The organism is Acidilobus saccharovorans 345-15, from assembly GCF_000144915.1.
Lineage (GTDB): Archaea > Thermoproteota > Thermoprotei_A > Sulfolobales > Acidilobaceae > Acidilobus > Acidilobus saccharovorans.
The window spans coordinates 890,538-914,423 of the sequence record NC_014374.1 but is presented as its reverse complement, the minus strand read 5'-3'; the positions used below and the strand labels follow the sequence as shown (position 1 = coordinate 914,423).

Below are 23,886 nucleotides of genomic sequence, written 5' to 3'. Positions count from 1 at the left end.
AGGGAAAATAAGCCTAGGCCGTAAGGCACATCAGCTCAAGCTCGCCAGGAAGCCCGGGGACCCACTCGCACTCCCCCTGGGGCGTCTGCACCCCATAGAAGAGGTAGGCTGCCGCGTTCTGAACCCTCAGCCTCTTAACTAGCTCACCCCTAAGTGGGGAGCCTGACGTAAGGGAGTCCGAGAGGTCCACGACGGCCTGGCCTATCATGTGCACCGCCGCGTCAAAGAGGCTCTCGCCCAGCTCCTGCCTTGTGGCCCCCTTTCCAACCACAGAGGACGCCCTGACCTCCATGTTAAGGTCTACCCGGCCCAACTGCAGGTCAACGACTTCATCCTCGCTCCTGTACGCAGCGGCCTTGCCGCTGGCGGCCACGTACCTCATGGCGTCTATGGAGCTCTGCCACCACGTGGCCCCCTCCCCCCAGGGGTCTGACATCCTTCCCATCTCGACTATCTCCAGCTCGTCCACTGTGTCCGAGTGCGACCTGGCGGTGAGGTAAAGGAGCGCCGTTGTTAAGGCCGCATAGGTGCTTGCAACGGGCCGCCTCTGGGGCAGGCCCTCTGACCTAACGTAGGAGCAGTCGTTCATGTTAAGGCCGCTCATCAGCCTTCTCCAGAACTCCCTGGCCTTTCCGACAACCTCCTGTGACAAGCCCTCGGCGCTGAGGTCAGCCCTTTCACAGTTCTCCTGGTACTTCAGCTCAAACTTCACCTGCTCGCCCGGCACTACTAGGTAAGGGTTTACCACCTCATCTATTGGAATGCCCATCACTATGAGGGGCAGCCTTAGCGAGAGCCTCAAGGGAGGCCACCGTAGATATCTTTACTTGCCAGGAAGCGGCACCACGGCGGAGGCGTAGCCAACTACCCAGTCCTTCTCGCCGGTCACGTCACCTGACGTTGCGTGCTTCAATATGACGGCCCTGGTGGCGCCCAGGCTTCTTCCCATGTAAAGCAGTGTCATCGCCGGGCCTGGCCCGCACATGGTTATGTCGTCTGCTTCAAGCACCCTGAAAAGCCCCTCGGGGTCCAGGGACTCCACGTACCTCAGGGCCTCGTTATCCTTTGAGACAGTCACGTCGTGGGGCTCGTAGTGGTTCATGTCACTGCTGGCCACGAAGAGCAGGTCAACCCCGTTCTCATTAATTATCTTGACTAGGGCGTCTGCTAGGTCCTTGGACACCTCAGGGTTCTGAAGCTTTATCACTATGGGGACGAGCTTAAAGTTGGAGTCAAAGATATACTGAAGGAATGGGACCTGGACCTCCACCGAGTGCTCGTACAGGTGCGCCTCATTATCGAAGGTGAAGTACTTGGTATTTGATATTATCAGTTTCTCGACCTCTCTGTCAACCTCAACAGTTCCAAGGGGGGTCTCCCACGCGTCCCCCTGCCAGAGCGAGGCGGCCTCGCCGAGGCCCGTGTGGTTGGGGCCTGCCACCACAACTACCTTGGGGGCTCCCTCCTGAGCCATGTTATAGTAGCTATGCGCGGCGACGGGGCCGCTATACATGTAACCTGCGTGGGGCACCAGGTAGCCAACGCTTGTCCTATTCCTTGAGGGCGGCGCCTGGGGGAGCTTTCCTGGGCCAAGCCTGTGAAGGAAGCTTGACTCTATTGACTTTACAAGGTCATCCCTGTCAGCAGGGTAAAAGCTGCCAGCGTGGGCGGGCTTCCTTATTTCCTGCACCAGCTCTTCACCTGGGCTAGCTGGGCGATCAAAATTTAAACAGTTAGCTCCTGCCGTTATCATCGCTTGTCCTAACCATAGGGTGGGCGGCGACCTCCTTCATCCCCGAGTGCCTAGCGAGGGTGCCCGAAGGCCTGAGGGCCGAGAGCACTGCAGCTATGGCCAGAAGCCCAAGGGAGACATGGTAGGCGAAGGCCTGGGCGTTGAGGTAGCTTACCATTAACGACGAGGGGAGGTGGCCGCTCAAAGTGCCGACAAAGAGCTGGTAGACGTAGTACGCAGGCAGGGCGGCCGTCACCGACGTCAAGGAGACGGCGAAGCTCAGGATCATTCCCGTGTTCCTGAACGTGGTTAGAGTCCCAGAGGCGACCCCATACCTCTCCCTGGGAGCTGACGATATTACGGCTGTCGTGTTTGAGGGCCAGAAGAGGCCGCCTCCAAGGCCATAGATGCCCTCCACCATGGCAACCCACCAGAGCGGGGTCCTGGCGTTCATCATCGCTAGCAGGAACAGCGCAGCGCCCTGTATTACAAGGCCTGCCGTGGCTATTGGCCTCGGACCATACTTGTCGGTCAGCCTGCCCCCTATGGGACCAGCTATCATGTTGACGGCGGCCATGGGTATTATTAAGTAGGAGGCCGTCAGCACTGGCAGGCCGAATATGCCCTCAAGGTAGAACAGGAGGAGGAAGTTTACCGCAAACATGGCCAGGCTCTGCACGGTTGCCGTGAATATTGACGCCGTGAACATTCTGTTGTACTTAAACATCCTGAGGTCTACGATAGGGTCCCTAACCTTATACAGCTCCCAGAAGGCGAACGCCGCGAGCAGCGGGGGTGCCGCCGCAAATGACAGCAGCGTGTACACGTCGGACCACCCCCTTAGGAGGCCTAAAGTGAAGCCCAGCTGGAGCGCGAGTATACCCAAAGTGAACAGGACGGCCGCGGGCACGTCAAAGTTTTCGCCGACCCTCCTGAACTTAGTCTCCCTGAGGGTCGCGTAAGCCCACGCCGTCCCAAAGATTCCTATGGGCACGTTGATCAGGAATATCCACCTCCACGTGGTATACGTTATTATTAGCCCTCCTAGGATTATGCCGAGCACCGTGCCCGAGGACCACACTATGGAGTTAATGCCCAGCGCCCTGCCCCTCTCGTTGACTGGGAACGCCTCAGAAATTATTGCAAGGGAGTTTGATAGCATCATAGCCGAGCCTATGCCCTGCAGGGCCCTGAAGGCCACCAGCTCAAGGCCGCTCTGGGACAGCGCCGAGAGCAGGGAGCCTATTGTGAAGACTACGAAGCCGGCGTTGTATATCTTCTTCCTCCCGTAGGTGTCGCCGACCCTTCCAAAAGTGAGCACCAGGGAAGTGTTGGCGAGAAGGTAAGCTACAACTATCCAGACTATGGTCACGTAGTCGGCGTGAAGGTCCTCAGCTATGGGAACGAGTGCCAGGAGCACCACGGTGCTGTCTATTGCCGACATCAGCGAGCCGACGCTTGTAACTGACAGCGCCTTCCACTTGTACTCCAAGCCGGCCACCTTGAGTATCAAGCTAACCGAAATATCTTATACCTTACTATTAACTTTTGCGGCTGCACAGAGCTTAAAAACTAGGCCGAAAGCCAAGAGTGCTGGTGGGCCCGTAGTCTAGATTGGTTAGGACGCCGCCCTGACACGGCGGAGGTCGCCGGTTCAAGTCCGGCCGGGCCCACCACCTGCCTGTAAGTTGGCCGGCCCCTACGCCCTGAAGGGCAAGGCTTGTCGTTCGTTCTGTGCCATGAAGGCAAGCGAGTTATGTACATAAACGTCCCTAAATTCAGCAGCGTAGTGTAAGGGGTTTCAGGGCTAGAGATCATGACGAAGCTGTTGGTGCTGAGCGACGCTCACGGAAACCCTTATGCCTTACGTGCCGTTATTAGCTCTGAGAGCTACGACGAGGTGCTGTTTCTTGGGGACGCCGTGGACTATGGCCCAAGGCCAGGCGAGGTTATAGACATACTTAGGTCCGTTGGCGCAAGGGCTGTCATGGGGAACCATGATAACGCCTTGGTTCACGGCGTTGACTGCATGTGCGGCGAGGAGACTCACTGGGTAAGCGTCTTCTTCAGGGAGAACTTCACGAAAAGGCTGGTTTCCCGTGGCGATTTAGCGTTTATAGCTTCATGGCCTGAGCGGCTGGAGCTCGACCTAGGCTACATGGGGAGGTCGATGGCAGTTCACGGTTCCCCCTCAAGCCCCCTTTACGGCTACGTCTATCCATGGCTTGATGACGACTCCGTAAGGAAAATGCTAGTGAGGAGCCTCAGGCTCTCATTGCCCGCTGGCAACAGGCCGGGCTATTCCATGTACCTGGTGGGGCACACGCATTACCAGTTTATGAGGAGGGTCGGGGGCAGCCTCCTCATGAACCCGGGCAGCGTGGGCCAGCCAAGGGACGGGGACCCGAGGGCGGCCTACGCGGTCATTGACGTTGATAACGGTAAAGTGGAGCTAAAGAGGGCCAAATATGACGCCAGCCTCATTGTCAGGGACCTTGAGGCCCTAGGGGTGCCGGAGCCCTACATGGGTGCCCTTAAGCTGATGTTCCTGGAGGCCAGGGTGCCTTCAAGGGCCCGGGGCTTAGCTAATTAACGTTCTGAACCAAAGGATCAGGTGGCCGATGAGCGATAGCAAACCGGCTGAAGCGGTGATTGAAAGCTCTCGTGCGAGGCCGAAAAACACGTAGGCCCAAAAAGTCATTGAAGAGATGCCGGCTCAGCCTATGTAAAGTATGGGGCCCCCGTAGACCTCGTCAAGGAACGCCTCGGCGCCCTTTATGTCGTCAACCACGTCCGCTAGGTCCTCCTTCTTAATGTTGTAGAACTGGGCCGCCAGGGGACAGGCGTATATCTTGAACGAGTCCCTGTAGAGGTCCTTCAGCTCCTTTATCCACGAGTACCAGTCCTTGACCTTGCCGGAGCTGATCGACTCCTTGAGGTTCTTCAGGTAGGTCTCCACGTAGGGCTTGAAGTACTGCGGGAACGTGGTCAGGTCTATGTCGTCAGTGCTCAGCTTGGGCAGGACGTCCTTCTTAAAGGCAACCAACCCCTCGTTAACCAGGTGCACCCTTACGTCATAGCCCATGGCCAGCGCCGTGGCGCCGTATATTATTAGGCAGCATATCCTGTTGGAGGCGCCTGAGGCGAACACTATACCCAGCTTCCTCTTCCCCTCGCTCAAGGCTCTCGCCGCCCTTTAGAAAACGCTTGAAGCTATTATAACTTTCTCTATATAGAGCAAACTAACGCCCGTAGGCCCTTGTCATGTCCCTGAGCCTTCTCGCGGCCCTCCTGAGCCCATCAAACGATTCAAGCCTCCACCTCCAGTTGTTGCCAACAGTGCCCGGCGTGTTCATTCTGGCCTCAGGGCCCAGGCCGAGCACGTCCTGGACTGGGAAGATGGACACGTCTGCCACGCTCATCATGGCGAGCCTTATGAAGGCCCAGTTTATCTCCCTGGCATCCCTGAGCCCCATGTAGTTCATTGCCTCGCGCCTCGCCCTGGGGGAGGCCTCGTGGAAGAACCAGCCAACTATTGTGTTGTTGTCGTGGGTGCCCGTGTAAACAACGAAGTTCCTGCCGTAGTTGTGCGGCTTGTACGGGTTGCCTGGGTTGCCGTCCCAGGCGAACTGCAGCACCTTGAGGCCAGGGAGGCCAAGCCTGTCCCTGAGCTGCACCACGTCAGGCGTTATGAACCCCAGGTCCTCAGCTATGAGCTGGAGCCTCGGCACCTCCCTCATAACCCGCCTGAAGAGGTCCTCCCCGGGACCCCTGGCCCACCTGCCGTTGACGGCGGTCTTCTCGCCCGCCGGCACCTCCCAGTAGGCGGCGAAGCCCCTGAAGTGGTCAAGCCTGACGGCGTCGAATAACTCCGAGGCGTGGGCGAACCTCCTTATCCACCAGGAGTACCTCTCCCTCCTAAGCGACTCCCAGTCATAGACGGGCGTGTTCCACAGCTGCCCCGTCCTGCTGAAGTAGTCGGGCGGCACCCCGGAGACGTAGGTTGGCCTGAGGTCACGGCCCAGCTTGAATATCCTGGGGTTGGACCACACGTCAGCGCTGTCATAGCTCACGTAAATCGGTATGTCACCTATTATCCTTATGCCGAGCCTCCTCGCGTGAGCCCTGAGCGAGGACCACTGCGAGAAGAACTCGTACTGGATGAAGTGCTCAAGCTCAATCCTCTCCTTCAGCTTCTCGCGCCAGGCCTGCATCTCACCCCTATCCCTGCGCCTAAGGCCCTCGGGCCACGAGGACCAGTCGGAGCCCTTGAAGTGCTCCCTCAGCGAGACGTAAAGCGCGTAGTCCTCAAGCCACCAGGAGTTCCTGTCAAGGAACCTGTCGTAGTCGCCGCTGGGCTTAAACCTTGAGAAGGCCAGCCTTAGGAGCCTCATCCTGTGCTCATACGCAAGCCCGTAGTCCACCCTGTTCGGCTCTCCCCGTGGGAGGGAGGCGAGCTCATCAGCCGCGAGGAGCCCCTCGTTTGCCAGCAGCTGGGGGCTCACCATTATGGGGTTTCCAGCGAACGCTGAGAGTCCGCTGTAGGGCGAGTTGTCGTGCTCAGGGGCAGTGGGGCTCAGGGGCAGCACCTGCCAGTACCTCTGCCCTGCATCCCTGAGTATTTCGAGGAACTCATGGGCTGAGGGGCCCAGGTCGCCTACCAAAGGGGAGCCTGGGAGGGAAGTTATGTGCAGCAGTAGGCCGCTTCCCCTTTCCACTTAGCTTCCCCGCTTGAAATGCTGACAAAGAAAGAAGTTTATTAAGAAAAAGGGTTACATGCCTGGCTTAAGCCCAGCCCTCAAGGCCCTTATCGAAGCGCCTGAGGCGCCGGCCGATAAAAGCATGAGCGAGGCAAACGAGAGCGTCACCCCAAGCGACGAGAACGGCGTCAGGCCCATGCCGAACAGGTAGTCAATTCCGGCCATGGAGCCTGGGGAGTACACGGAGCTGAGCGGGAGCCCCAGGGCGGCGTCAAGTATCATGGCAAGCGTCATAAGCCCTGCTATGGCGGCCGTGAGAGCATACGCCGCCCTCAGGGGCCTCAGGAGGAGCGTCACCCCCGCCGCCACACTGAAGGCCGTGTAGGCGGCCAACAGGTAATAGTGAAGAGGGGCCGTGGCCCTAAGCGCAGGGTCAAAGGCCAGCAGGTAGCCCTCAGGGATGAGCGATAGCAGTGACAGCGCTGGCGCCGACTTGCGCGGCCCGAGGAGCCCTAGGCCAAAGACAGCGGCCAGCGAAAGTATGACGACGACAACAAACGCGCCGAGAGGCGCGAGGCTCGAGCTTGAGGACGAGGGCGATGGCGCGGTAGTGGTGTAGGTGCTTGTAGTAGTTACGGTTTTCGTTGTAGTCACAGTGGTCGTGGCAGCGCTGGACGGCGTTGTAGTTGTAGTAGAAGTCGCGCTGGTAGTTGTAGTGCTCGTTGTAGTAGTTGTTGTGGCAGTGGTGCTATTGGACTTAACGTAGACGTAAATAGTTGCCGGCGAACTTGACGGATCGTCTCCTGTGGCGCTGACGTTGACCTCGTAGACTCCGGAGGGGGCATTAGAGGCCACGGTTATTGTCAGCTTGCCTGAAAACGTGGGGTCACCTGACGAGGGTGACGCCGTGGCGCTTACGTAGCTTGACGACGTTACTATCTTGACGTTGGTTCCCCAGGTGTTGCCGCTCACCAGCTTAACTGTAAATGATATTGTCGTGGAGCCTCCTGGGTATAGGGTGACGTTATTGGCGCTCACTACCACCTCTGAGGCCCCGTAGCCGTACTGGGCCATGGCCACGGAGGGCAGTAGGGCTATGAGAAGGGCTGCGAGGACAAAGATGCCCAGGAGCCTCACCTTACCCACCTGCGTGCCCCCTGAGGGGCGATGGGCTTATGCCTATCTCTATAAGGAGAAATACCTTGCCTGTCCAGGTATAGACAGATATATATGATTTCTAAAAGAAAGGCATTCTCTCAGAGTAGCCATTTAAGTTGGCGTCGGGCTTATTGGTATGGCGAGGGAGCCATCAAGAGGGAGCGGCTTGCAGGGGCTCGAGGAGAGGCTAAGGAGGCTGAGGGAGCTTCAGGACGCCATATTGAGCTGCAACAGGTGTCCAAGGCTCAGGAGGTTTGACGTCGAGGTCGGCCTCAACCCGCCCAGGAGGTTCAGGGGGCAGGCCTACTGGTCGAGGCCGGTTCCAAGCCTTGGGGACCCTCTGGCCCCAATAGTGGTGGTTGGCATGGCTCCAGCCCCTCACGGCGGCAACAGGACAGGCAGGATGTTCACGGGGGATCAGTCAGGGAACAACTTCTTCAGGGCTCTTTACGAGGCCTGCCTGGCTAACAAGCCCACCAGCGTCAGCAGGGACGACGGGCTTCAGGTGTACCACGTTTACATAACAGCCTCGCTTCACTGCGCCCCGCCTGATAACAAGCCCCTCAGGGAGGAGATAGGCAACTGCTTCCCGTACCTCAAGGAGGAGCTGAGCCTCCTGCCCAACGCCAGGGTCTTCGTGGCCCTGGGAAGGCTGGCGTTTGACCAGCTCTGCAAGGTCTTTAACGTCAGGTTTGAGTTTAAGCACGGGGCCGAGTACAGGCTGCCGGACGGCAGGTGGCTCATAGCCAGCTACCACCCGAGCCCGAGGAACGTGAACACCGGGACGCTGACGATAGAGGACCTCAGGAACATCTTTGAGAGGGCTAAGCAGCTGGCCGGCATAGGTGATAAGTGTGAGAGGCCCAGCTGAGGTGGTGCCCAACCTCTACGCAGGGCCAGGCTGCGTCGACTTAGATGAGTATGACATAAAGGTAGACGTGATCATAACGCTTGATCCCTCGTGCCCAGCGGAGGCGACGGGCTCCTCGAGGGAGGTCTACCCCATAAGGGACATGGAGGTGGAGCCCATAGGTAACACGGCCTCCGCGATTGCTGCAATAGCAAAACACCTTGAGCAGGGAAGGAGGGTCTACGTGCACTGCTACGCCGGCTGCGGCAGGACTGGAACCGTGGTCTCAGGGTACCTGATACTCTTCAGAGACATGAGCCCTGAGGAGGCCGTGAACGCCTTCGAGGGAGCCAGGGGCTGCGGGCCGGAGTCCGAGGAGCAGCTTATGTTCCTCGACCTGCTTGAAGTGATGAAGAGGAGGCTGGGGCCGTGGGGCACGATAAGGGAGCTGTCGCAGGGGATGGGGCTTGGTGACGTCCTCTCAGGTATATGAGTGCATGGCCAACGCCTCGGCGCTCTCGCTTGGGGCAATCCTTGAGCCCCTTGCGCATCCAAAGCCTGGGGCGGTGACAAGGGTTGAGGGCCAAAGTGACAAGGACATCTTTGACTTCGCGTTAAACCACGAGGCGGTGGAAAGGGGCGCGCTGGTCGCCTGCGTTAAGGTCGCTGAAGGGGCGGAGGACCCTATAGCGGCTGGCCTTGAGGAGTACTTGAGGGCAGTTAAGGAGATGAGGCTAAGGGCAAACGTCGGCCTGGGCCAGGCCCTCATGATAATTCCCTTGGCCTCGGCGTCGCTGGGCAGGCCGGACATCAAGGGCCTCTGCAGAATGGCCAGCGAGCTGGTCAGAAGGTCAACGCCCAGGGCCTCCGAGGTCTACTATGAGCTCCTCAGGCTCCTCGCGCCGTCGCACCTGGGCAGGTACTGGGGGCCTCTCCCTGACGTCAGCGAGGGCAGGCCCACGGTTGGCCTTGGGGAGGTGTTAAACGCCGTTGACGATATAACGTCCCAGGAGGTCGTCAACGGCTACAGGCTCACACAGGCCGTGGCCGAAATTATGAGGAGAGAGGCTAAGGAGGGGTACGAGAGGGCCCTGGTTAGGGCTTACTCATACTTAGCCTCGGCTGTGCAGGACTCCCTGCTCGCAAGGTCTAAGGGTATCAGGGCGTCACTCATAGCAGCCGCAGAGGCCTCGTTGGCGGGCAACTTCGAGCTATTAGATAGGTTGTGGAGGTCCCGGAGCTGGAACCTAGGCTCCATTCTCGATGTCCTGAGCGCGGCGGCCTCCCTGCTGGCCTATGAAAGCCTAGCCCTAATATAAAAACTTATTAAAAAGTGATAAAAGCGAAAGAAGATCAGAAAACTTAATGGAGTAGCCGCGTGATGTACAGGCTAGTGCTATTCGGCCTCACGGCCACGTTGTTATATATGTTGCAGTTACGCCATCAGAGGTCGATGCCACTATTTCTACAGCCGTGCCTGACGCTGGTGCTGGTGTTGATGACGACAGCGAGCATGTGAAGGAAAGGGTAACGCTCTTGCCTGGAGGTATGGTAGTTGGAGAGAAAGAGGAGGTAGACGTTGACGAGGATGTGCTACATATAACGGAGGAGGTGGTCACGTTCTCAACAGCCATGTAGTTAATGGTGGCTGCAGTTCCGCCTATGTTTTCAACCGTAGCGGAGACGGTATATTGTCCACTTGTTGATGTTGAGGTAATGCTTCCTCCGACTATCTCTATCTTCGTGTATAAGCCTGCATTGCTGGTGTGAACGCCGCCTACAAGGCCGCTGAGCCAGGCGTATATAAGGACCGCGGCAGCTATTGCTATTATTATTAACATAACTACTGCGACTATATCTGAAATGGACCTCCTACTTCTTGCCATGCCCGGCGCCTAAGATTTTTATACCAAAATATACCTAAATGCGTTTTTCTCTTCCCTCCTTTAGAAATCATATATGATAAGGCGTGATAGGTATTACCCAGGCTCAAAGAGAGAGCCCCGGCAGCTTTCCGATGCCCAGGGCATAGTTGGTCAGCTTAACTGACTGCTCGCCGTCGCTGAGGCCTGTGAGCGCCCTTATGGCATCTACGTTTTCTGGTACCACTATGGACTCCTGGTGGACGGCCTGTATGAAGGACACCTCGTCTCCCTTGGATAGGACGCTCTCCTCAAACACCACGAGCTCAGGCACGTCACCCCTGGGCCTAATGTGCCTAGCTGCATCAATGATCTGGGAGGTGCCCTCCACGCCGGACTTTGAGGCGCTGACCACCAGTACCCTCGGCGACGACCTCAGGGCGTCGAGAACCTCCTCCCTTGAGGCGTTCCCCTTAAGCTTCATCGTCACGTAGTGGACGTGCATTAGGGTGGTGGGCACCACCACGGCGGCCGTAGTTATGTCGAGCCAGGGGAGCACGGTCCTCACGTCGCCCGCGTGGTGGCTGGGGACCCTGGGCGGGTTGAGCACAACTGAGTTTATGGGACCCCTCTTGACCTCGTGCATGTCGGCCGCCCTCCTAACTAGGAACGCGTTGACCGCCCTGACACCCACGGCCGAGTTGATCGCGCATATGGACCTCAGGAGCCCCGTCGTGTTGCACGAGACCACCCTGGCGCTGTCCTTGCCTACGGCCTCATCGTAGTTGCACAGCGCGCTGAACGAAACCTGGGCCACCGAGGCCTCCTCGCCCCCCTGGAAAATTGCCTTGACGCCGGCCTCCCTGTAGAGCTTAGAGTAGGTGGCCCCAACGCCGTCCGGGGTCGCGTCAACTATGACGTCAACCTCCCTCAGCAGGTCCCTTATGGTGCCGCTGACCTCAAGGCCTGCCTTCCTGAACCTCTCGGCCTCGGCCTCCCCTGGCACGTAGACCGGTATCCCAGCGCTCATGGCCTGGGCGGCCGCGTAGTCAGGTTTTGTCTTAACCACGCCAACTAGCTCCATGTCAGGCTGGAGGCCCGCCGCCCAGGCCACCCTCCTGCCTATGGTTCCATAGCCGTTTACCCCTACGGCGACCTTGCCCCTCACGGCCACCCTCCCCTGGCTATGAACTTTGAGTAGGAGTAGGCCAGGGCCTCGACGCCCGGCATCTTAAGCCCGGCCGCAAGGTAAAGCATGGCCCCTCCGGCGGTGCTCGTGTAGCCAACGGCCTTCCTCAGGCCCTCCTCGACCCATGACAGCGCGGCGCTGGCGTGTCCCCCGCCGACGAGCACGAAGGCCCCTGACTTCAGCGCGGCCTCAAGGAGGGCCACGGTGCCCCTCCTGAACCTCGGGTCCTCCACCACGCCGGCCGTGCCCTTGAATATCACGGCGTCGGAGGCGTCTATGACGTCCCTGTAGGCGGCCACGGTCGTGGGGCCTACGTCCTTGGGCACGCCGCTCAGCTCCTGCCCGGCCTCCTGGACCTCGACCTCGCCGTCGGGCCTCTCGACGACATAGTCTACTGGAACCATGACCTTGCCCTTCTCGAGGACCCTCCTGGCACCCTCAATGACTTCAACTCCAAGCGACTTAACTATGTCCTCAGCTGGCCCCAGGTACTGGCCGTAGGCCTTGGCGAACGTCAGGGCCACGAGGCCCCCAGTCATAACTGTTCCCTTGCCTATCAGGTTTGGCATAACTTTAACTACGTCGTCAACCTTGGAGCCCCCTATGAAGAATGACCTTGAGCTCACGTCAAGCACCTTGGAGAGCCCCCTGAGCTCCGACTCCATGACCCTGCCGGCCACCGAGGGGAGGACGTAGGGGAAGCCGGCGACGCTCGGCTGGCTCCTGTGGGCCGTGGCGAAGGCGTCACCTACATATACGTCAAAGTGGGGGGCAAGCTCCCTGACCAGGAGCGTCTTAACGAGCCTCTCGGGCTCCGCCTGTATGTTCTCCTCGGCAAGGAGCCTGACGTTGTCTAGGACCAGGACGTCGCCGGGCTCCAGGGAGTCTATTATCCTGAGGGCCTCAGGCCCCGTGACGTCCTTAACGAACTTCACCGAGGTGCCTACCAGGGGCTCGAGGGCCCTGGCGTGCTGCTCAAGGTGGTCGAAGTCGTCACCTCCAGGCCTGCCCTGGTGGGCCATGACTACAACCTTCGCCCCGGACTCGTGGAGCTCCCTTATGGTCTTGGCGTGGGCCTCTATCCTGCTCCTGTCAAGGAGCCTGCCGTCCTTCATGGGGCTGTTTATGTCAACCCTTGCCAGGACTCTCTTGCCCCAAAAGTTAAGGTCGTCCATGGTGCCTACTATAATTCCCCTGAACCTCACGTGAAGCAAGAGGCGCACCAAGCATCTTTCAGAACCAGAAATATAAAAATTTTGAAACAAGGGGCCTAACAATAATAGGCCTTGCCTCCCCCGGCGTCCTGAGTGAGGGAGTTGAGGATCAGCTGGTGCGGGCAGTCATACTTCATTATAGGGAGCGGCAACGCGAGGCTGGCCATAGACCCTCACGACGGCGACAGCCTGGGGCTGCCCAGGTGCGAGGCCAACGCAGATTACATTCTGGTGACCCACGACCACTACGACCATAACTCCGTTGAGACCGCCAGGGGGCCAAAAACTAAGGCCGTGGCGTTCTCAAGGGAGGGCTCCTTCACTCTGGGGCCCTTCTCGGTGACCGGCTTCAGGCTGCCCCACGACCCTGAGGGCGGATCCAGGTATGGCTGGACCACAGCCTACCTCGTTGAGGCGGAGGGACTTAGGGTTATGCACATGGGCGATGTGGGTGTGGGCCCTGTGGACTATATAATCAGGTCAGTGGGCAAGGTTGACGTGATCATGGTGCCTGCCGGCGACGTGACCACCGTGAAACAGGCCGAGGCCCTTGACTGGGCCGCGAGGCTTGGGGCAAAGCTGGTGCTGCCCATGCATTACTGGGTCGCTGGGTCTAACGTGCCGCTCGACCCAATAGACGTGATGCTCTCGCTCTGGCATGGCTCTGTGACAAAGTTAGGCGAACCTCTGGATATCGAGCCAGGCAGGCTTAACGGCCCCGCCCTCGTAATATTACCCCTGGAAAGTGAGCCGAGTTGAGCAGGGCGCCGCCCTTCGCCACCGGCAAGGTGGTTAGTGATTACACGCCGCTCTTCCTCTACTGGGAGAGGGCCAGGGCCGAGGGCAGGGAGGACCTGGTGGAGAAGTCCATGCTGAGCGAGGACGACTTCAAGTTCGTTGAGGGCCTGGTTAAGTCGTCGCCGTCAATGACCCTCCTTGAGCTGGTGGACGCGATAATGACCAGGTTTCAGGGCAGGGTTGACCCAGGCGTTGCCTCAAGGGCCCTGGGGGAGCCCGAGGATGTTGCCGTCGAGAGGCTCCTCTTTATAATAGCTGGGTGGCTGGTGGAGGCGGCCGAGTCGTTCATGATGCTGGGCCTTAGGTCCAGATACCAGATGCCTAAGGATTAACCTTCTCGTCAACCTGCTCCGGGAGCCTCCTCGAGGAGAGGGAGGCCAGGCCTATCTTAGCGGCTATCTCTGAGAGCTTAACTGAGAGCCTTGGATCTGCGACCCCCCTCTCCAGGGACCAGTTCACGTAGTCGTCTATCCCGTCAAGGAGTTCGGCGGCCACCATCCTTGAGATCTCCAGGGCCTCCTCGGGGTTCGCGGACTCTATGGCCCTTTCAAGCACCCTATCTGATGGGTGCGTCTCACCCTTGAGGTACTTGCTTATGGCTGCCGGCGTCACGCCTAGCTCTTCTGCCAGCTGCCTCACGCCCCTTCCTGAGGCCATCAGTTCTATGATCTTCCTTCTGGTCTCTTTCCCCAGCAGGTGTACATAACTGGGCAACAGCCGCACCGTGGCTTGCTAGGCCATCAAGCTAATTGGGGTGTTAGAAACCCTTCGTGGGCCTTACGCCTTATAAATGCCTGGGAAGTTCCTACATCCCGCCTGAGTGCGACAACAGCGCAAGAAGGTCGAACTAGCTCTATAATATAAGGCTCAGAGGCCCAGGGGGAGCCTTGAAGAGCGGCGGTTGGGGGCCCCGACGCCCCTACGTATCTCTACATCTATCCTGGCGTCCATCATGGAGCTCTTGGCCTTAAGCTCCTGTATGGAGCTCTCTACCACGTCCTGCAGCCCCTTGGGGGTGCCAACCTTCTCCAGGGCCTCCTTGCCGGAGGAGCTCACGACCAGCTTCTTGTACCTGGGCTCCGCCTCAAGAAGGCCAACATATAGCAGCGCGACAACGTCGTTCTTCAGCGCCGGACTGTAGGGGTCCTGTCCCACCTTGAAGAACTGGTAGCCCAGGTCGAAGCCCTTCTGCTGAACCTCGCTAACTATCATGTGAAGGGTCCTCTCGTGTATGGGGCCCAGCCTGCTGACCAGGTACACCAGCGACATGAGCTTAGGGTTCTGGAGCACCTTGTCCTTGGTGACCACCTGGGTAGGCGTTATCCTGAGCTCCTTGGCTGACCCTGCCTTCTCGTCAACGGAGGCCTCCTTAAGCTTTGGCTGCTTTCTACCTCCCATAACCTCTCACCTAACGGGCTCACCTGTTTAGGGTCCTCAGGCCTTTAAAAAGTAATGCTCAATGGTTAACTCCATGAGCTCCTCTTGTTGACATAATCAGAGCATATAATCTTTACAGGAGGCGCAGTTGCAGGGGGTAGTATGTCCAAAGGCTTGGCCTTCCTGCTGGCGTCGCTAATAATAATAGCGTCGTTAGCTGCCACGTCGCCTTCCGTGGCAAGGGCCCAGCAGGCGTCGTGGAGCAGGAGTACCTGGATACTTTTGCCTGCCGTGGAGGGCACAAGCGGGGTGGTGACGAACACGACAATAACTCTGTCCTACCCGGGCAGCGGCCAGGTCACGGTGAGCGACAACACGGGACCAGCGCAGCCGTCAACGCTTTACAGTATGGAGACAGCGTTCATGGTAGCCATGACTTACGCTGGCCTGAACTGGAGGTACTACAACCTCAACGTTCACATAAATGTGAGCGGCCAGATATCTGGGCCGAGCGGCAGTTTTGGCGTGATGCTTGCAGTCTACACTTTGGCCACGGGCCTAAACGACACGTACCTCCACAGGTTCGCCATAACGGGGGCGGTGTCGCCCTCGGGCCTCTCAGGCCCCATAGGAGGGCTTCCCTACAAGTGCGAGGCGGCGAGCAGCAATGGCCTTGGAATAGTGTACCCGGTGGGCAACCTTGAAACTGGCATAGCGTCGTGCAACGACACGGACCAGGTGCCCGTGGCCGGCATAGTGGACGCCCTCGTTAAGGTCCTTCACTCGTACAGGTTCAATGTAACGCTGAGCGTGGAGCCCCTGCCCATGTTTAACGCAGTGATGGAGAACGTCGCCACGGGCTTCATAAATGAGTCCACCTCGCTCCTGCACGGCGTGAACCTGTTTGATGAGCCGCAGCCCCTTCAGGGGGAGGTGGAAGGTTACATAAATGCAAGTGAGCAGGATATAGGCCTGGCCGAGAAGTTCCTCAAGACTCTCTCATACGCGGCCGCCAGCTACGCGTTCACGGCTTACATCAATGCCCTGGCAGCCAACTACACAGTTTGGGCCTACAGGGCCTACCAGTCTGGGGAGGGGCTCTCCCAGTTCTTCTCATCCCAGTCGAGCGCCATAACATCTGAAGCCGAGAGCCTAATAGCTCAGGCCGTAGCTTATACCAACAGCTCTAACGGGCTCGCATATGACGAACTCGCGGCGACCGCCTTTGCGAGGCTGGCCGACTCCATATACTACGCGGGCTACGCCTCAAGTATATCCCAGGAGGTAAACGTCAGCGGCGCTTACCTGCCGGCCTACTACCTTGGGGTGGCCAAGGCAAGGATACAGAGCGCCATAGGCTGGCTGATTGCGGCCAACGCTACCAGGGGGACAGGCCCCCTGATATCCCCTCAGTTCGTCGCCTCAACTGCAAGCTCCGTGGGAGCCTTTACTGACACGGCGATAAGGTATGCTAATTCTCTGATAAGTTACTATGTACAGGAGTTTGAGAGTGTAGGGGACATAGCGGACGCCCAGGTGCTGCAGTCCATGGAGAACGACCTCAGCTTCCTCGTCAGTGAAGGCGATCACATGCTCTCACAGGGGTATTACCTGGCGGCCATAGGTGTCTATGAGGACGCCCTCACCAACGCCCTTAACGTCATATTCATAGAGACTCAGAGCTTCTCAAACCCAGCTGTTATCAGCGCTTACGCGAGGGAGCTCGAGATGGAGTACTCCCTGCTGGGCTCCGCGCTGTCGATGAGGGGGCTCAGCAGCTCACTTGACGCCTCATACATGAGCTATGCCACCACGTTGATGCCCTCGGACCCGCAGGACGCTATCTACATAATGGAGAGCGCCGTGGTCGACGAGCTGGTGTGGTACATAGGGGCTGTAGGCTACAGCGGCGGCGAGCCTCAGGCCGTAAGCACATCGCAGTCAGGCCCCAGCCTGGGCGCGACGCTGGCCCTCGTGCTCGCCGCCATGGCTGTGGGCGCCATGGCAGTGGCGGCCATCTCGCTGAGGTCATATAAGAATTACATAAGGAGCGTCAGCCGCCCATGAAGTCAAGCAGAGTCTTCCTCGCCCTCGCAGGCTCCTCCGCCTCCTCAGCAGCCTCCTTGATGTCCTTTGCCAGGTAATCCTTTAGGTCCGGCTTGTAGAGTGCCGCAGCAGGGTGATAGGTCGGTATAACAGTTAGTTCAACGCCCCCTATGGAGACCTTCACCTTCCTCCCCCTCTCGGCTGTGACCCCCCTCCACTGCTTTCCCGCAAGGGACATGAGGGCGGAGCCGGCGGTGTTGCCAAGGGCCACTATAACCTTAGGCCTGACTAGCGATATCTCCTCCTTCAGGAACCCTATGCATGCGGCCACCTCGTCCTCCGTTGGAGTCCTGTTGTTCGGCGGGCGGCACTTTACGACGTTAGTTATGTAGACGTCCTGCCTCCTGAGGCCCGCCTGCTCAAGCAATGAGCTAAGGAGCTGCCCAGCGGCGCCCACGAAGGGCCTTCCCTGCTCGTCCTCGTTCTTCCCCGGGGCCTCACCAACCAGCATAATCTTTGCGCTGAGGTTCCCCTCCCCTGGCACCGCGTTAGTCCTCAGCCTGTGGAGCGGGCAGGCCTTGCAGTTCCTCACCCTCTCCGCTATGTCGTCGTAGGAGGCCTTCTTGTTATCAAGGCTCACCGGGGACACCTCCAGGCCTAAACAAATGTTTTGGGAGAGGCTAAAGCCCGTCTCGCGGCGGTTTTACCCAATGCTCTTGGCGGCCGCCGCGGTGACCTGCACTAGCTGCCCCTTACTGGCGTTTGAGAGGCTAATCACTATAATGAGGTAGGTAGACCTATACGATGCGTACACGAAGGTTATGTTATAGACAGGCGCGTAGGGCTGGACTACGACATAGGTTATGCCGTCAGCGGTCTGAGGCGCGATATTAAAGTGGCCCTCCACAGCGCTCATGGTCCAGTTTATCTGAGTGGAGTTAGTCGCCCTGAAGACCTCTATGCCCAGCTGGTAAGTTGTGTTAGGCGACACCTTAGAGTAGTAGAAGTACCCTGTGACCCAGAGGGGGTAGCCGCCGTTGGCTTGGCCAGTTGGGCCTATGAGCTCAAGTCCATTGCTCAGGTTCAGGGTCTTGCTGGTGCCGTTGAGGTATCCAACGTCCAGCTGACCCTTCTTTAAGTTCACGACGGCTACAAAGGAGCTGTTGCCCAGCATCGTCCAGTTGCCTCCCAAGAGCGAGGAGAGCTCGCTTGAGTTAACGGCGCCAGGCTTGGCTGAGAGCAGTTGCCCTAGGCTGGTGCTGCTTGAGGGCTGCGTTGCTGGGTGCCTTATGACAATAAAGTAGTAAAGACTGCCAATGACCGCTATCGCTATCACGGCGGCGACCGCCGCCAGCACCTTCAGGTTCAAGTCAATCACGTCAAAAGTTACCTTGTACGCGGCGTTTTTATGTTGATCTGAGAAATAGCTTATCGCTGCAACGATTCCACGAAGTTTAACAGCTAAACGTAGGCGCGAAACGCTGATGGGGCTTTGACGAGACCTCTAGAACGAACTGGAACAAAACAGAACAAAACTAAAACACTAAAAAGTAAGGTAATAATAATCTATCTTAAAGTAATTCTCTTGCGGTCTCTTTTTATTAATAGTATTACAGTTATGAGCCTGGTTCTCAGCCCTGCGCCATCACTTCAACCTGGAATGTTATACCATAGGCAGAGTCCTGTCCGTCCACGTCATAAACCCTAACTATGTAGTTGCCCGGCTTCACATGCATGGGCATCTGAAGGATGATCGTTGAGTTCTGCCCTAGGGGTACTTCAAGGGCGAAGCCCGTTGAGTGGGTTAAGTGCCCAGGCAGGTCGTACTTGTTGGTTATATCGCTTGAGGGTATGTGAGCCAGCTGGCTTTCATTCCACTGGTAAAGCACGGTGCCGTTAGGGTAGAGCACCTGGACAAGCGATATGAATCCGCCGTAGGTGTCAGGCCCCGCTACCCTGGCTACCTGGAGGAAGAGGGTGCCGTTCTCGTAGAGCCTGGTCCCGTAGAGCTCGTAGGCCGGAGTCTTGGAGTAGTTCACGAGGTGGCTCAGGCCGCCGAAGTTTATCTGGTACATTGCAAGGGTAACCCCAGTGACGAAGATGAAGGCTACTACGGCTATAGCCTCCATGGCCTTAACTGAGACGCTCATGAAGCTCACCCCTCACCACAGCGGTATGTACATTTTACCTACCTTCAGGCCCTGCGGGAACCTGCTTGAGAGCAGCTGGTCCAGCGAGAGCCACCTGCTTCCAGTGAAGATGAACATGAAGGCCGCAGCTCCCTCGACCACTGCTATCTGCCACTCGTCAACGCACGTGGGCCCCAGCCAGCCCGCCCCTAGCCCTATGCCCCACGAGAGCAGAGCGAGCACAAGGCCCGAGAGCCTGGTGAACAGGCCAAGCATCATCAGGAGGCCGAAGAGCGCCTCCATAGCTGTGAAGAATATCAGGAACTCATAAAGGAGGGCTGGGTGCAGGAGCACGTATTCAAGGGTGCCCCTTATTGGTGCCCACGCGTGGGGCAGAAACGTTATCAGTTTGCCTCCGACGTAGGCCGAGGAGTGAGGGTTCAGCTTGTCTGGGACGTTTATGGTTCTCCTCACGAAGGCCGAGAAGAACATGAAGCCAAGGGTCACGCGGAGTATAGGAAGATACATCTGTGTGGTCTCAACGCTCCTGCTCATATATCTCACAAAACTTTTAAGTAAAACGATTTTGTTTAAACGTTTTTATCAAGTAATTAAATATATCAATTAAGCTCATATAAATAACTTTATAACTATTTTATTGTTTAATAAAACTAGCGACTGCGGCAACCTATGTGGTGCTCCTGACTACAGACCTTTCATGGCTGAAGGTGAGGTGGTGGGGCCGCCGGGATTTGAACCCGGGATCACGAGGGCCCAAGCCTCGCATCTTACCAAGCTGGACTACGGCCCCATGGTGGGTGTGATCCCTCCATACATTTAAGCTTTAGGATTCAGGCCCCGTGGGCCCTCATGACGCCGGGGGTGGGATTTGAACCCACGCACCCTTGCGGGTAACGGGTCTCGAGCCCGTCGCCTTGGACCGCTCGGCCACCCCGGCTCGTGTGCTAACTTGTTACGAGGCCCTTTTATCGCTTCCACCCAGGACAGCTGGCTTCGGCAACGTTAAGGTCCTTGCAGCAGAGTTCATTAAGTTACTTTAAGGTCCCCAAGGGAGTATGTCGTGAGGTAGGGCAAGGTGGTCAGCAGGAAGGCCTTCGCCCAGGCAATAAGGATGCTCACGTCTAACAACGTCAAGTTCACGCTGATAGGGGGCAGCGTCATAGCAATAGCGGTAGGCGCGAGCGACCTAGGCGACGACGTGGACCTCTTCGCAGAGTCCCCCAACGTGATAGATAACGAGGACGCGTACCGTGCTATGGCTGAAGCCAACTCGTGGGACTACGGGCAGACGTGGCTCGGCACCCCCAGGATAACTATGCTAGTGGAGGGCGAGGAGGTGCCGGTGGAGCTCTATGACAACCTTTATGACTTCTATGTGCCCGAGGACTTCATATCCAGCGCAAGGAGGGTTGAGGTGGAGGGCGTCAAGGTGAAGTCCATAGGCGTGGAGCACTACCTGGTGCTTAAGGCCAGGGCTGGCAGGGAACAGGACGAGGAAGCCCTGAAAGAAATAGGGGGTCTTGTGAAGGGCGGCAGGCTGAGGGTGGACAGGGGCAGGGTTGAGGAGCTCGCGGGCGAGTTCGACGAGAGGCAAGTTATACTTAGGAGGCTCCGGGAACACGGCATAATTTAGCATCACATGAATAGCTTGAGCTAATATTCCCTAGCCGGTCAGGGCTACTGGGTGCCGCACGTGAAAAGGCTAGCCAAGATAATGGTTACCATGGGTCCCTCGACGCTTGACTACGCCATAGTAAGGAGGATGATGTCCGCGGGGGCCGACGGCTTCAGGATAAACATGAGCCACGGCGATGAGAAGCAGTGGGCCACGTTCCTTGAGCTTATAGACAAGGCGTCCCAGGAGCTCGGGGTTCACGTAGCCAAGGTAGCGGACCTTGAGGGGCCGAGGGTCAGGCTGGGCGAGTTCCAGGGGGTCGACATAGCTCCAGGGCAGCAGGTCAGGTTTAAGTACAAGGACGCCCAGGGCGAGGGCATACCTGTTGACAACAGGGCCTTCTTCGCATCCCTTGAGAGGGGCGACAGGGTGCTCGTGGACGATGGTAAGGTCGTGCTCTCCGTGGAGGACATAGAGAGGGACTCCGCCACGCTCAGGGTGATAAGCGGCCAGAGGCTGGAGCCAAGGAAAGGTGTCGTGCTGGCCGGCAAGGAATATGACCTGCCCCCGGTTACTGAGAAGGACCTGCAGAACATGAAGTTCATAGCTGCCAACAACTTCGACTACGTTATGGCCAGCTTTGTCAGGAGCGCCAGGCATGTGGAGATCATAAGGAAGGCCCTGAGCGACGCTGGAGCTAAGGACGTGAAGCTGCTGGCAAAGATAGAGACGCCTAGCGGGGTCAACAACATAGACTCCATACTTGACGTAGTGGACGGCATAGTCGTGGCCAGGGGGGACCTGGGCATGCACTTCCCACTCGAGGACATACCGGTAATTCAGAGGAGGATAATAGAGGCCGCCAGGAGGAAGCTGAAGCCGGTGATACTGGCAACGGAGATATTCATGAGCATGATAGAGAGGCCCCTGCCCACCAGGGGCGAGATCTCCGACGTCTACGCAGGCATTGAGGAGGGGGTCGACGGCTTCCTGGTGACCTCGGAGACCTCCATAGGTAAGTACCCTGCCGAGGTGGTCTCGTGGCTGAGCAGGGTAATAGAGGAGGCTAACAAGAACGTGAGGCCCAGGCGCGTCGACCAGCTGACGTCAAGCCTGGAGAGCAGGATATCGAGGGGAGTGGTGGAGATGGCACAGAACGTTGGCGCTTCGGTGGTGGTCTACGCCCATGACTTTGACGTCGCCAGGCTAATATCAGCGTTCAGGCCGGGCACATCGATATACGTGGGCGTGCCCACGACTCAGCTGGCCAGGCAGCTCTCGCTGCTCTGGGGCACAGTGCCAGTAGTAGTGGGGCCTGCCGACAGCGAGGAGCAGGGGCTTGAGGCCACGGAGAAGGAGCTCGAGAGCAAGGGCATAACTGGGCCCGGAAGCCTGCTGGTGGAGCTGTCCTGGACCCCGGACAGGAGCACCGCTGTAGTTAAGGTAAAGCAGGTCTTCTGAGCTACCTCCTTGACTTTGACAGCACAAAGACCCCATCCTTGACCTCTAGGACCCTCTTAGACGTCAGCCTGTCTATCGCCAGCCTCCAGTAGCTGCCGAAGTCCTCAGGCTTAACGCCGTACCACTCAATGAAGAGCGACTTAAGGCGGTCCTCGCTCAGGCCTCCCTTAGCCCTCTCGTCCTCCCTGAAGATCCTCTCTATGAACTGCGTCAGGTCCTCAAGGCGGGTCCACGGGTACTGGAACCAGGCCCAGTCCTTAACTTCAAGGTAATAGTAGTCGGGCTTGAACTTGGCTACGGGGCTTATCCACTGCAGCGCCGCAGTCCTGACCTCCTCAGGCTTCCACTCGCTCGCGATGAAGTCCTTCGCTAGGGCAAGCGTCTCGCCAGTGTCTACTATGTCATCAACTACCAGGACCTTCAGGCCCTTGGCCTCAACCGAGTAGGGGTTCCTTATGATGGCCTTCTGTGACGCCTTAGCGGCCTCGGTCCAGTGCTGGCTCTGCAGGCTCATGAGGTCACTTATGCCGAGGTAGTCGCACAGGAGCCTGGCAGGCACGTAACCGCCCCTCGCCACCGCCACAACCATGTCGGGAAGCCAGCCGGACTCCTCTATCTTCCTGGCAAGGCCAAGGCTCCACTCAACTACCTCGTCCCAGGAGACTAACTTGGTGACCACTTTGGGCACAGTTATCCCCACTGGAGCCACTTGACCACATTTAAAAATATATCGGAGGCTACGCTTTTGTGGGCCGGGGAGCCTATGGGAAGGATAATAGCCGTTGACATAGGCGCTACCAACCTGAGGGTTGCCCTGTTTGAGGGCGAAAGGCCCGTCGCTGTAAGGAAGACGCAGACGCCTAGGACCAGCGGCAGCGACCTAGTTAAGGCGATAGTAGACCTGGTAAGGGACGTGAGTGGGGGCTACGACTTTGAGGCCATAGGAGTGGCCTCCATAGGCCCCCTTGACCTAAGGAATGGGACCCTGCTCTGGGCCCCCAACCTGGGCTATGGTAACGTTAACATAAGGGACTCCCTGGGCAGCGAGTTCCAGAGGCCGGTCTACCTCACCAACGACGCGCTGGCAGGCGCCTGGGCTGAGAAGGTCCTGGGGGCTGGCAAGGAGCTCGAGGACCTGGCCTACGTCACTATGAGCACGGGCCTTGGAGTAGGCGCTGTAGTTGATGGTAACCTCATAGTTGGAAGGAGGGGCAACGCGCACGAGCTGGGACATAGCATAGTTGACTTCGAGTCCGAGCTCAGGTGCGGCTGCGGGGGCAACGGCCACTGGGAGGCCTACGTGGGAGGGAGGAACATACCCAGGACGGCCCAGTACCTAACGTCCAGGTGGTCAGGGCCTCGCACTAAGGCCTTCGAGCTCGCCTCCAGGGGCGAGCTCAGCCCAGAGGCCCTCTACTCAATGGCCAGGCAGGGCGACGAGTTCGCGCGCTACGCGGTGAGCTTCATAAACAGGGTCCACGCGGCCGGCATGATGAATATAATCGCCGCCTACGACCCCGAGGCCATATTCATAGGGGGCAGCATATACCTGTACAACGAGGACCTGATAAAGGGCGAGCTAATAGAGTTCATGAAGGAGTACGTGGGCGTCTTCGGCGTGCCTAGAATAGAGAGGTGCACGTTTGGGGACGACGAGGTGCTTTACGGTGCCGCGGCCACAGCGATAAATCCGCCGCAGGCCATAGCTAGGAGCGCCTACAGGCCAAGGTAGAA

General features: G+C 58.1%; 26 protein-coding genes and 3 tRNA genes. 11 read left to right on the top strand and 18 right to left on the bottom strand.

What is annotated here, in order from left to right; translation table 11 throughout:
- Positions 1 to 13: 13 nt before the first annotated feature.
- From ASAC_RS04545 to ASAC_RS04535, 3 genes are read right to left on the bottom strand one after another with little or no spacing between them, the layout of a single operon-like run.
- Positions 14 to 802: a hypothetical protein gene (locus ASAC_RS04545; protein WP_013266821.1), complete on the bottom strand. Its 789-nt coding sequence runs from the start codon at positions 800 to 802 to the stop codon at positions 14 to 16.
- Between the two features lie 21 nt (positions 803 to 823).
- Positions 824 to 1,690: an AmmeMemoRadiSam system protein B gene (gene amrB / locus ASAC_RS04540; RefSeq protein WP_013266820.1), complete on the bottom strand. Its 867-nt coding sequence runs from the start codon at positions 1,688 to 1,690 to the stop codon at positions 824 to 826.
- Between the two features lie 43 nt (positions 1,691 to 1,733).
- Positions 1,734 to 3,233 (bottom strand): MFS transporter, encoded by a 1,500-nt coding sequence (locus ASAC_RS04535; RefSeq protein WP_420805108.1) that lies wholly within the window; start codon positions 3,231 to 3,233, stop codon positions 1,734 to 1,736.
- A 97-nt stretch (positions 3,234 to 3,330) separates the two neighbouring features.
- Here ASAC_RS04535 and ASAC_RS04530 point away from each other — a divergent pair.
- Positions 3,331 to 3,408: transfer RNA gene (locus ASAC_RS04530), tRNA-Val, on the top strand.
- 140 nt (positions 3,409 to 3,548) lie between these two features.
- Positions 3,549 to 4,325, top strand: coding sequence for a metallophosphoesterase family protein (locus ASAC_RS04525; protein ID WP_013266818.1), 777 nt, complete (start codon positions 3,549 to 3,551; stop codon positions 4,323 to 4,325).
- A gap of 123 nt (positions 4,326 to 4,448) precedes the next feature.
- On the opposite strand, the gene ASAC_RS04520 is transcribed toward ASAC_RS04525, so the two are convergent.
- The 3 genes from ASAC_RS04520 to ASAC_RS04510 form a co-directional block, all read right to left on the bottom strand.
- Entirely contained in the window at positions 4,449 to 4,913 is a 465-nt protein-coding gene (locus ASAC_RS04520) for a DsrE/DsrF/DrsH-like family protein (protein ID WP_013266817.1), read from the bottom strand.
- Between the two features lie 61 nt (positions 4,914 to 4,974).
- Positions 4,975 to 6,450: a 4-alpha-glucanotransferase gene (malQ, locus tag ASAC_RS04515; RefSeq protein ID WP_013266816.1), complete on the bottom strand. Its 1,476-nt coding sequence runs from the start codon at positions 6,448 to 6,450 to the stop codon at positions 4,975 to 4,977.
- A gap of 54 nt (positions 6,451 to 6,504) precedes the next feature.
- Entirely contained in the window at positions 6,505 to 7,578 is a 1,074-nt protein-coding gene (locus ASAC_RS04510) for a COG1361 family protein (RefSeq protein WP_013266815.1), read from the bottom strand.
- A 178-nt stretch (positions 7,579 to 7,756) separates the two neighbouring features.
- Between ASAC_RS04510 and ASAC_RS04505 the strand changes: the two genes are divergently transcribed.
- The 3 genes from ASAC_RS04505 to ASAC_RS04495 are packed head-to-tail and all read left to right on the top strand — an operon-like array spanning position 7,757 to position 9,759.
- Positions 7,757 to 8,461, top strand: coding sequence for a uracil-DNA glycosylase (locus ASAC_RS04505; RefSeq protein ID WP_238523589.1), 705 nt, complete (start codon positions 7,757 to 7,759; stop codon positions 8,459 to 8,461).
- The gene (locus ASAC_RS04500) at positions 8,445 to 8,933 is read left to right on the top strand and encodes a protein-tyrosine phosphatase family protein (RefSeq protein ID WP_013266813.1); all 489 of its coding nucleotides are present in this window, start codon (positions 8,445 to 8,447) and stop codon (positions 8,931 to 8,933) included. Before ASAC_RS04505 ends, ASAC_RS04500 begins: the two co-directional genes overlap by 17 nt.
- On the top strand, positions 8,911 to 9,759 hold the full coding sequence (locus ASAC_RS04495; protein WP_238523645.1) for a triphosphoribosyl-dephospho-CoA synthase: 849 nt from the start codon (positions 8,911 to 8,913) through the stop codon (positions 9,757 to 9,759). The genes ASAC_RS04500 and ASAC_RS04495 overlap by 23 nt, the downstream gene beginning before the upstream one ends.
- Positions 9,760 to 9,846: 87 nt before the next feature.
- On the opposite strand, the gene ASAC_RS04490 is transcribed toward ASAC_RS04495, so the two are convergent.
- The 3 genes from ASAC_RS04490 to ASAC_RS04480 form a co-directional block, all read right to left on the bottom strand.
- Complete coding sequence (locus tag ASAC_RS04490) at positions 9,847 to 10,326, bottom strand: hypothetical protein (RefSeq protein ID WP_013266811.1); 480 nt, start codon at positions 10,324 to 10,326, stop codon at positions 9,847 to 9,849.
- A gap of 103 nt (positions 10,327 to 10,429) precedes the next feature.
- Positions 10,430 to 11,476, bottom strand: a complete 1,047-nt coding sequence (locus ASAC_RS04485) for a type II glyceraldehyde-3-phosphate dehydrogenase (RefSeq protein ID WP_013266810.1) — start codon at positions 11,474 to 11,476, stop codon at positions 10,430 to 10,432.
- Positions 11,467 to 12,696 carry a phosphoglycerate kinase gene (locus ASAC_RS04480; RefSeq protein WP_013266809.1) on the bottom strand — a complete coding sequence of 410 codons (1,230 nt, stop codon included), beginning with the start codon at positions 12,694 to 12,696 and terminating at the stop codon, positions 11,467 to 11,469. The genes ASAC_RS04485 and ASAC_RS04480 overlap by 10 nt, the downstream gene beginning before the upstream one ends.
- A gap of 102 nt (positions 12,697 to 12,798) precedes the next feature.
- Here ASAC_RS04480 and ASAC_RS04475 point away from each other — a divergent pair, with 102 nt between their 5' ends.
- The gene (locus tag ASAC_RS04475) at positions 12,799 to 13,464 is read left to right on the top strand and encodes an MBL fold metallo-hydrolase (RefSeq protein WP_013266808.1); all 666 of its coding nucleotides are present in this window, start codon (positions 12,799 to 12,801) and stop codon (positions 13,462 to 13,464) included.
- Complete coding sequence (locus tag ASAC_RS04470; RefSeq protein WP_013266807.1) at positions 13,461 to 13,835, top strand: hypothetical protein; 375 nt, start codon at positions 13,461 to 13,463, stop codon at positions 13,833 to 13,835. Before ASAC_RS04475 ends, ASAC_RS04470 begins: the two co-directional genes overlap by 4 nt.
- Here ASAC_RS04470 and ASAC_RS04465 read toward each other — a convergent pair.
- Both ASAC_RS04465 and ASAC_RS04460 read right to left on the bottom strand, forming a co-directional pair.
- Complete coding sequence (locus ASAC_RS04465; protein WP_048812810.1) at positions 13,825 to 14,226, bottom strand: helix-turn-helix domain-containing protein; 402 nt, start codon at positions 14,224 to 14,226, stop codon at positions 13,825 to 13,827. The genes ASAC_RS04470 and ASAC_RS04465 overlap by 11 nt on opposite strands.
- A 144-nt stretch (positions 14,227 to 14,370) precedes the next feature.
- Positions 14,371 to 14,901 carry a hypothetical protein gene (locus ASAC_RS04460; protein ID WP_013266805.1) on the bottom strand — a complete coding sequence of 177 codons (531 nt, stop codon included), beginning with the start codon at positions 14,899 to 14,901 and terminating at the stop codon, positions 14,371 to 14,373.
- A 141-nt stretch (positions 14,902 to 15,042) separates the two neighbouring features.
- Here ASAC_RS04460 and ASAC_RS04455 point away from each other — a divergent pair, with 141 nt between their 5' ends.
- On the top strand, positions 15,043 to 16,947 hold the full coding sequence (locus tag ASAC_RS04455) for a hypothetical protein (protein ID WP_013266804.1): 1,905 nt from the start codon (positions 15,043 to 15,045) through the stop codon (positions 16,945 to 16,947).
- Here ASAC_RS04455 and udg read toward each other — a convergent pair.
- The 6 genes from udg to ASAC_RS04425 all read right to left on the bottom strand — a co-directional run bounded on the left by udg (position 16,934) and on the right by ASAC_RS04425 (position 20,013).
- The gene (gene udg / locus ASAC_RS04450; RefSeq protein WP_148217150.1) at positions 16,934 to 17,566 is read right to left on the bottom strand and encodes a type-4 uracil-DNA glycosylase; all 633 of its coding nucleotides are present in this window, start codon (positions 17,564 to 17,566) and stop codon (positions 16,934 to 16,936) included. The two genes, ASAC_RS04455 and udg, sit on opposite strands and share 14 nt — an antisense overlap.
- 63 nt (positions 17,567 to 17,629) lie before the next feature.
- Entirely contained in the window at positions 17,630 to 18,304 is a 675-nt protein-coding gene (locus ASAC_RS04445) for a hypothetical protein (RefSeq protein WP_013266802.1), read from the bottom strand.
- Between the two features lie 253 nt (positions 18,305 to 18,557).
- Positions 18,558 to 19,076, bottom strand: coding sequence for a TQO small subunit DoxA domain-containing protein (locus tag ASAC_RS04440; RefSeq protein WP_048812992.1), 519 nt, complete (start codon positions 19,074 to 19,076; stop codon positions 18,558 to 18,560).
- Between the two features lie 12 nt (positions 19,077 to 19,088).
- Positions 19,089 to 19,610: a TQO small subunit DoxD gene (locus tag ASAC_RS04435; RefSeq protein ID WP_013266800.1), complete on the bottom strand. Its 522-nt coding sequence runs from the start codon at positions 19,608 to 19,610 to the stop codon at positions 19,089 to 19,091.
- A 179-nt stretch (positions 19,611 to 19,789) separates the two neighbouring features.
- A tRNA-Pro gene (locus ASAC_RS04430) sits at positions 19,790 to 19,866 on the bottom strand.
- Between the two features lie 63 nt (positions 19,867 to 19,929).
- Positions 19,930 to 20,013, bottom strand: a tRNA-Ser gene (locus ASAC_RS04425).
- 138 nt (positions 20,014 to 20,151) lie between these two features.
- On the opposite strand from ASAC_RS04425, the gene ASAC_RS04420 reads away from it, so the two are divergent.
- Positions 20,152 to 20,709 (top strand): nucleotidyltransferase, encoded by a 558-nt coding sequence (locus tag ASAC_RS04420; protein WP_013266799.1) that lies wholly within the window; start codon positions 20,152 to 20,154, stop codon positions 20,707 to 20,709.
- Between the two features lie 51 nt (positions 20,710 to 20,760).
- Positions 20,761 to 22,152, top strand: coding sequence for a pyruvate kinase (gene pyk / locus ASAC_RS04415; protein WP_238523588.1), 1,392 nt, complete (start codon positions 20,761 to 20,763; stop codon positions 22,150 to 22,152).
- Position 22,153: 1 nt separating this feature from the next.
- Here pyk and ASAC_RS04410 read toward each other — a convergent pair whose 3' ends face one another.
- Positions 22,154 to 22,840: a phosphoribosyltransferase gene (locus ASAC_RS04410; RefSeq protein WP_048812991.1), complete on the bottom strand. Its 687-nt coding sequence runs from the start codon at positions 22,838 to 22,840 to the stop codon at positions 22,154 to 22,156.
- 75 nt (positions 22,841 to 22,915) lie between these two features.
- Between ASAC_RS04410 and ASAC_RS04405 the strand changes: the two genes are divergently transcribed.
- Positions 22,916 to 23,884 (top strand): ROK family protein, encoded by a 969-nt coding sequence (locus tag ASAC_RS04405; RefSeq protein ID WP_148217149.1) that lies wholly within the window; start codon positions 22,916 to 22,918, stop codon positions 23,882 to 23,884.
- Positions 23,885 to 23,886: the final 2 nt, after the last annotated feature.

Coding starts and splice junctions, on each gene's coding strand:
- ASAC_RS04405 (WP_148217149.1), top strand. CDS start 22,916: ATGGGAAGGATAATAGCCGTTGACATAGGCGCTACCAACCTGAGGGTT.
- ASAC_RS04525 (WP_013266818.1), top strand. CDS start 3,549: ATGACGAAGCTGTTGGTGCTGAGCGACGCTCACGGAAACCCTTATGCC.
- ASAC_RS04455 (WP_013266804.1), top strand. CDS start 15,043: ATGTCCAAAGGCTTGGCCTTCCTGCTGGCGTCGCTAATAATAATAGCG.
- ASAC_RS04490 (WP_013266811.1), bottom strand. CDS start 10,326: ATGGCAAGAAGTAGGAGGTCCATTTCAGATATAGTCGCAGTAGTTATG.
- ASAC_RS04440 (WP_048812992.1), bottom strand. CDS start 19,076: ATGAGCGTCTCAGTTAAGGCCATGGAGGCTATAGCCGTAGTAGCCTTC.
- ASAC_RS04460 (WP_013266805.1), bottom strand. CDS start 14,901: ATGGGAGGTAGAAAGCAGCCAAAGCTTAAGGAGGCCTCCGTTGACGAG.
- ASAC_RS04435 (WP_013266800.1), bottom strand. CDS start 19,610: ATGAGCAGGAGCGTTGAGACCACACAGATGTATCTTCCTATACTCCGC.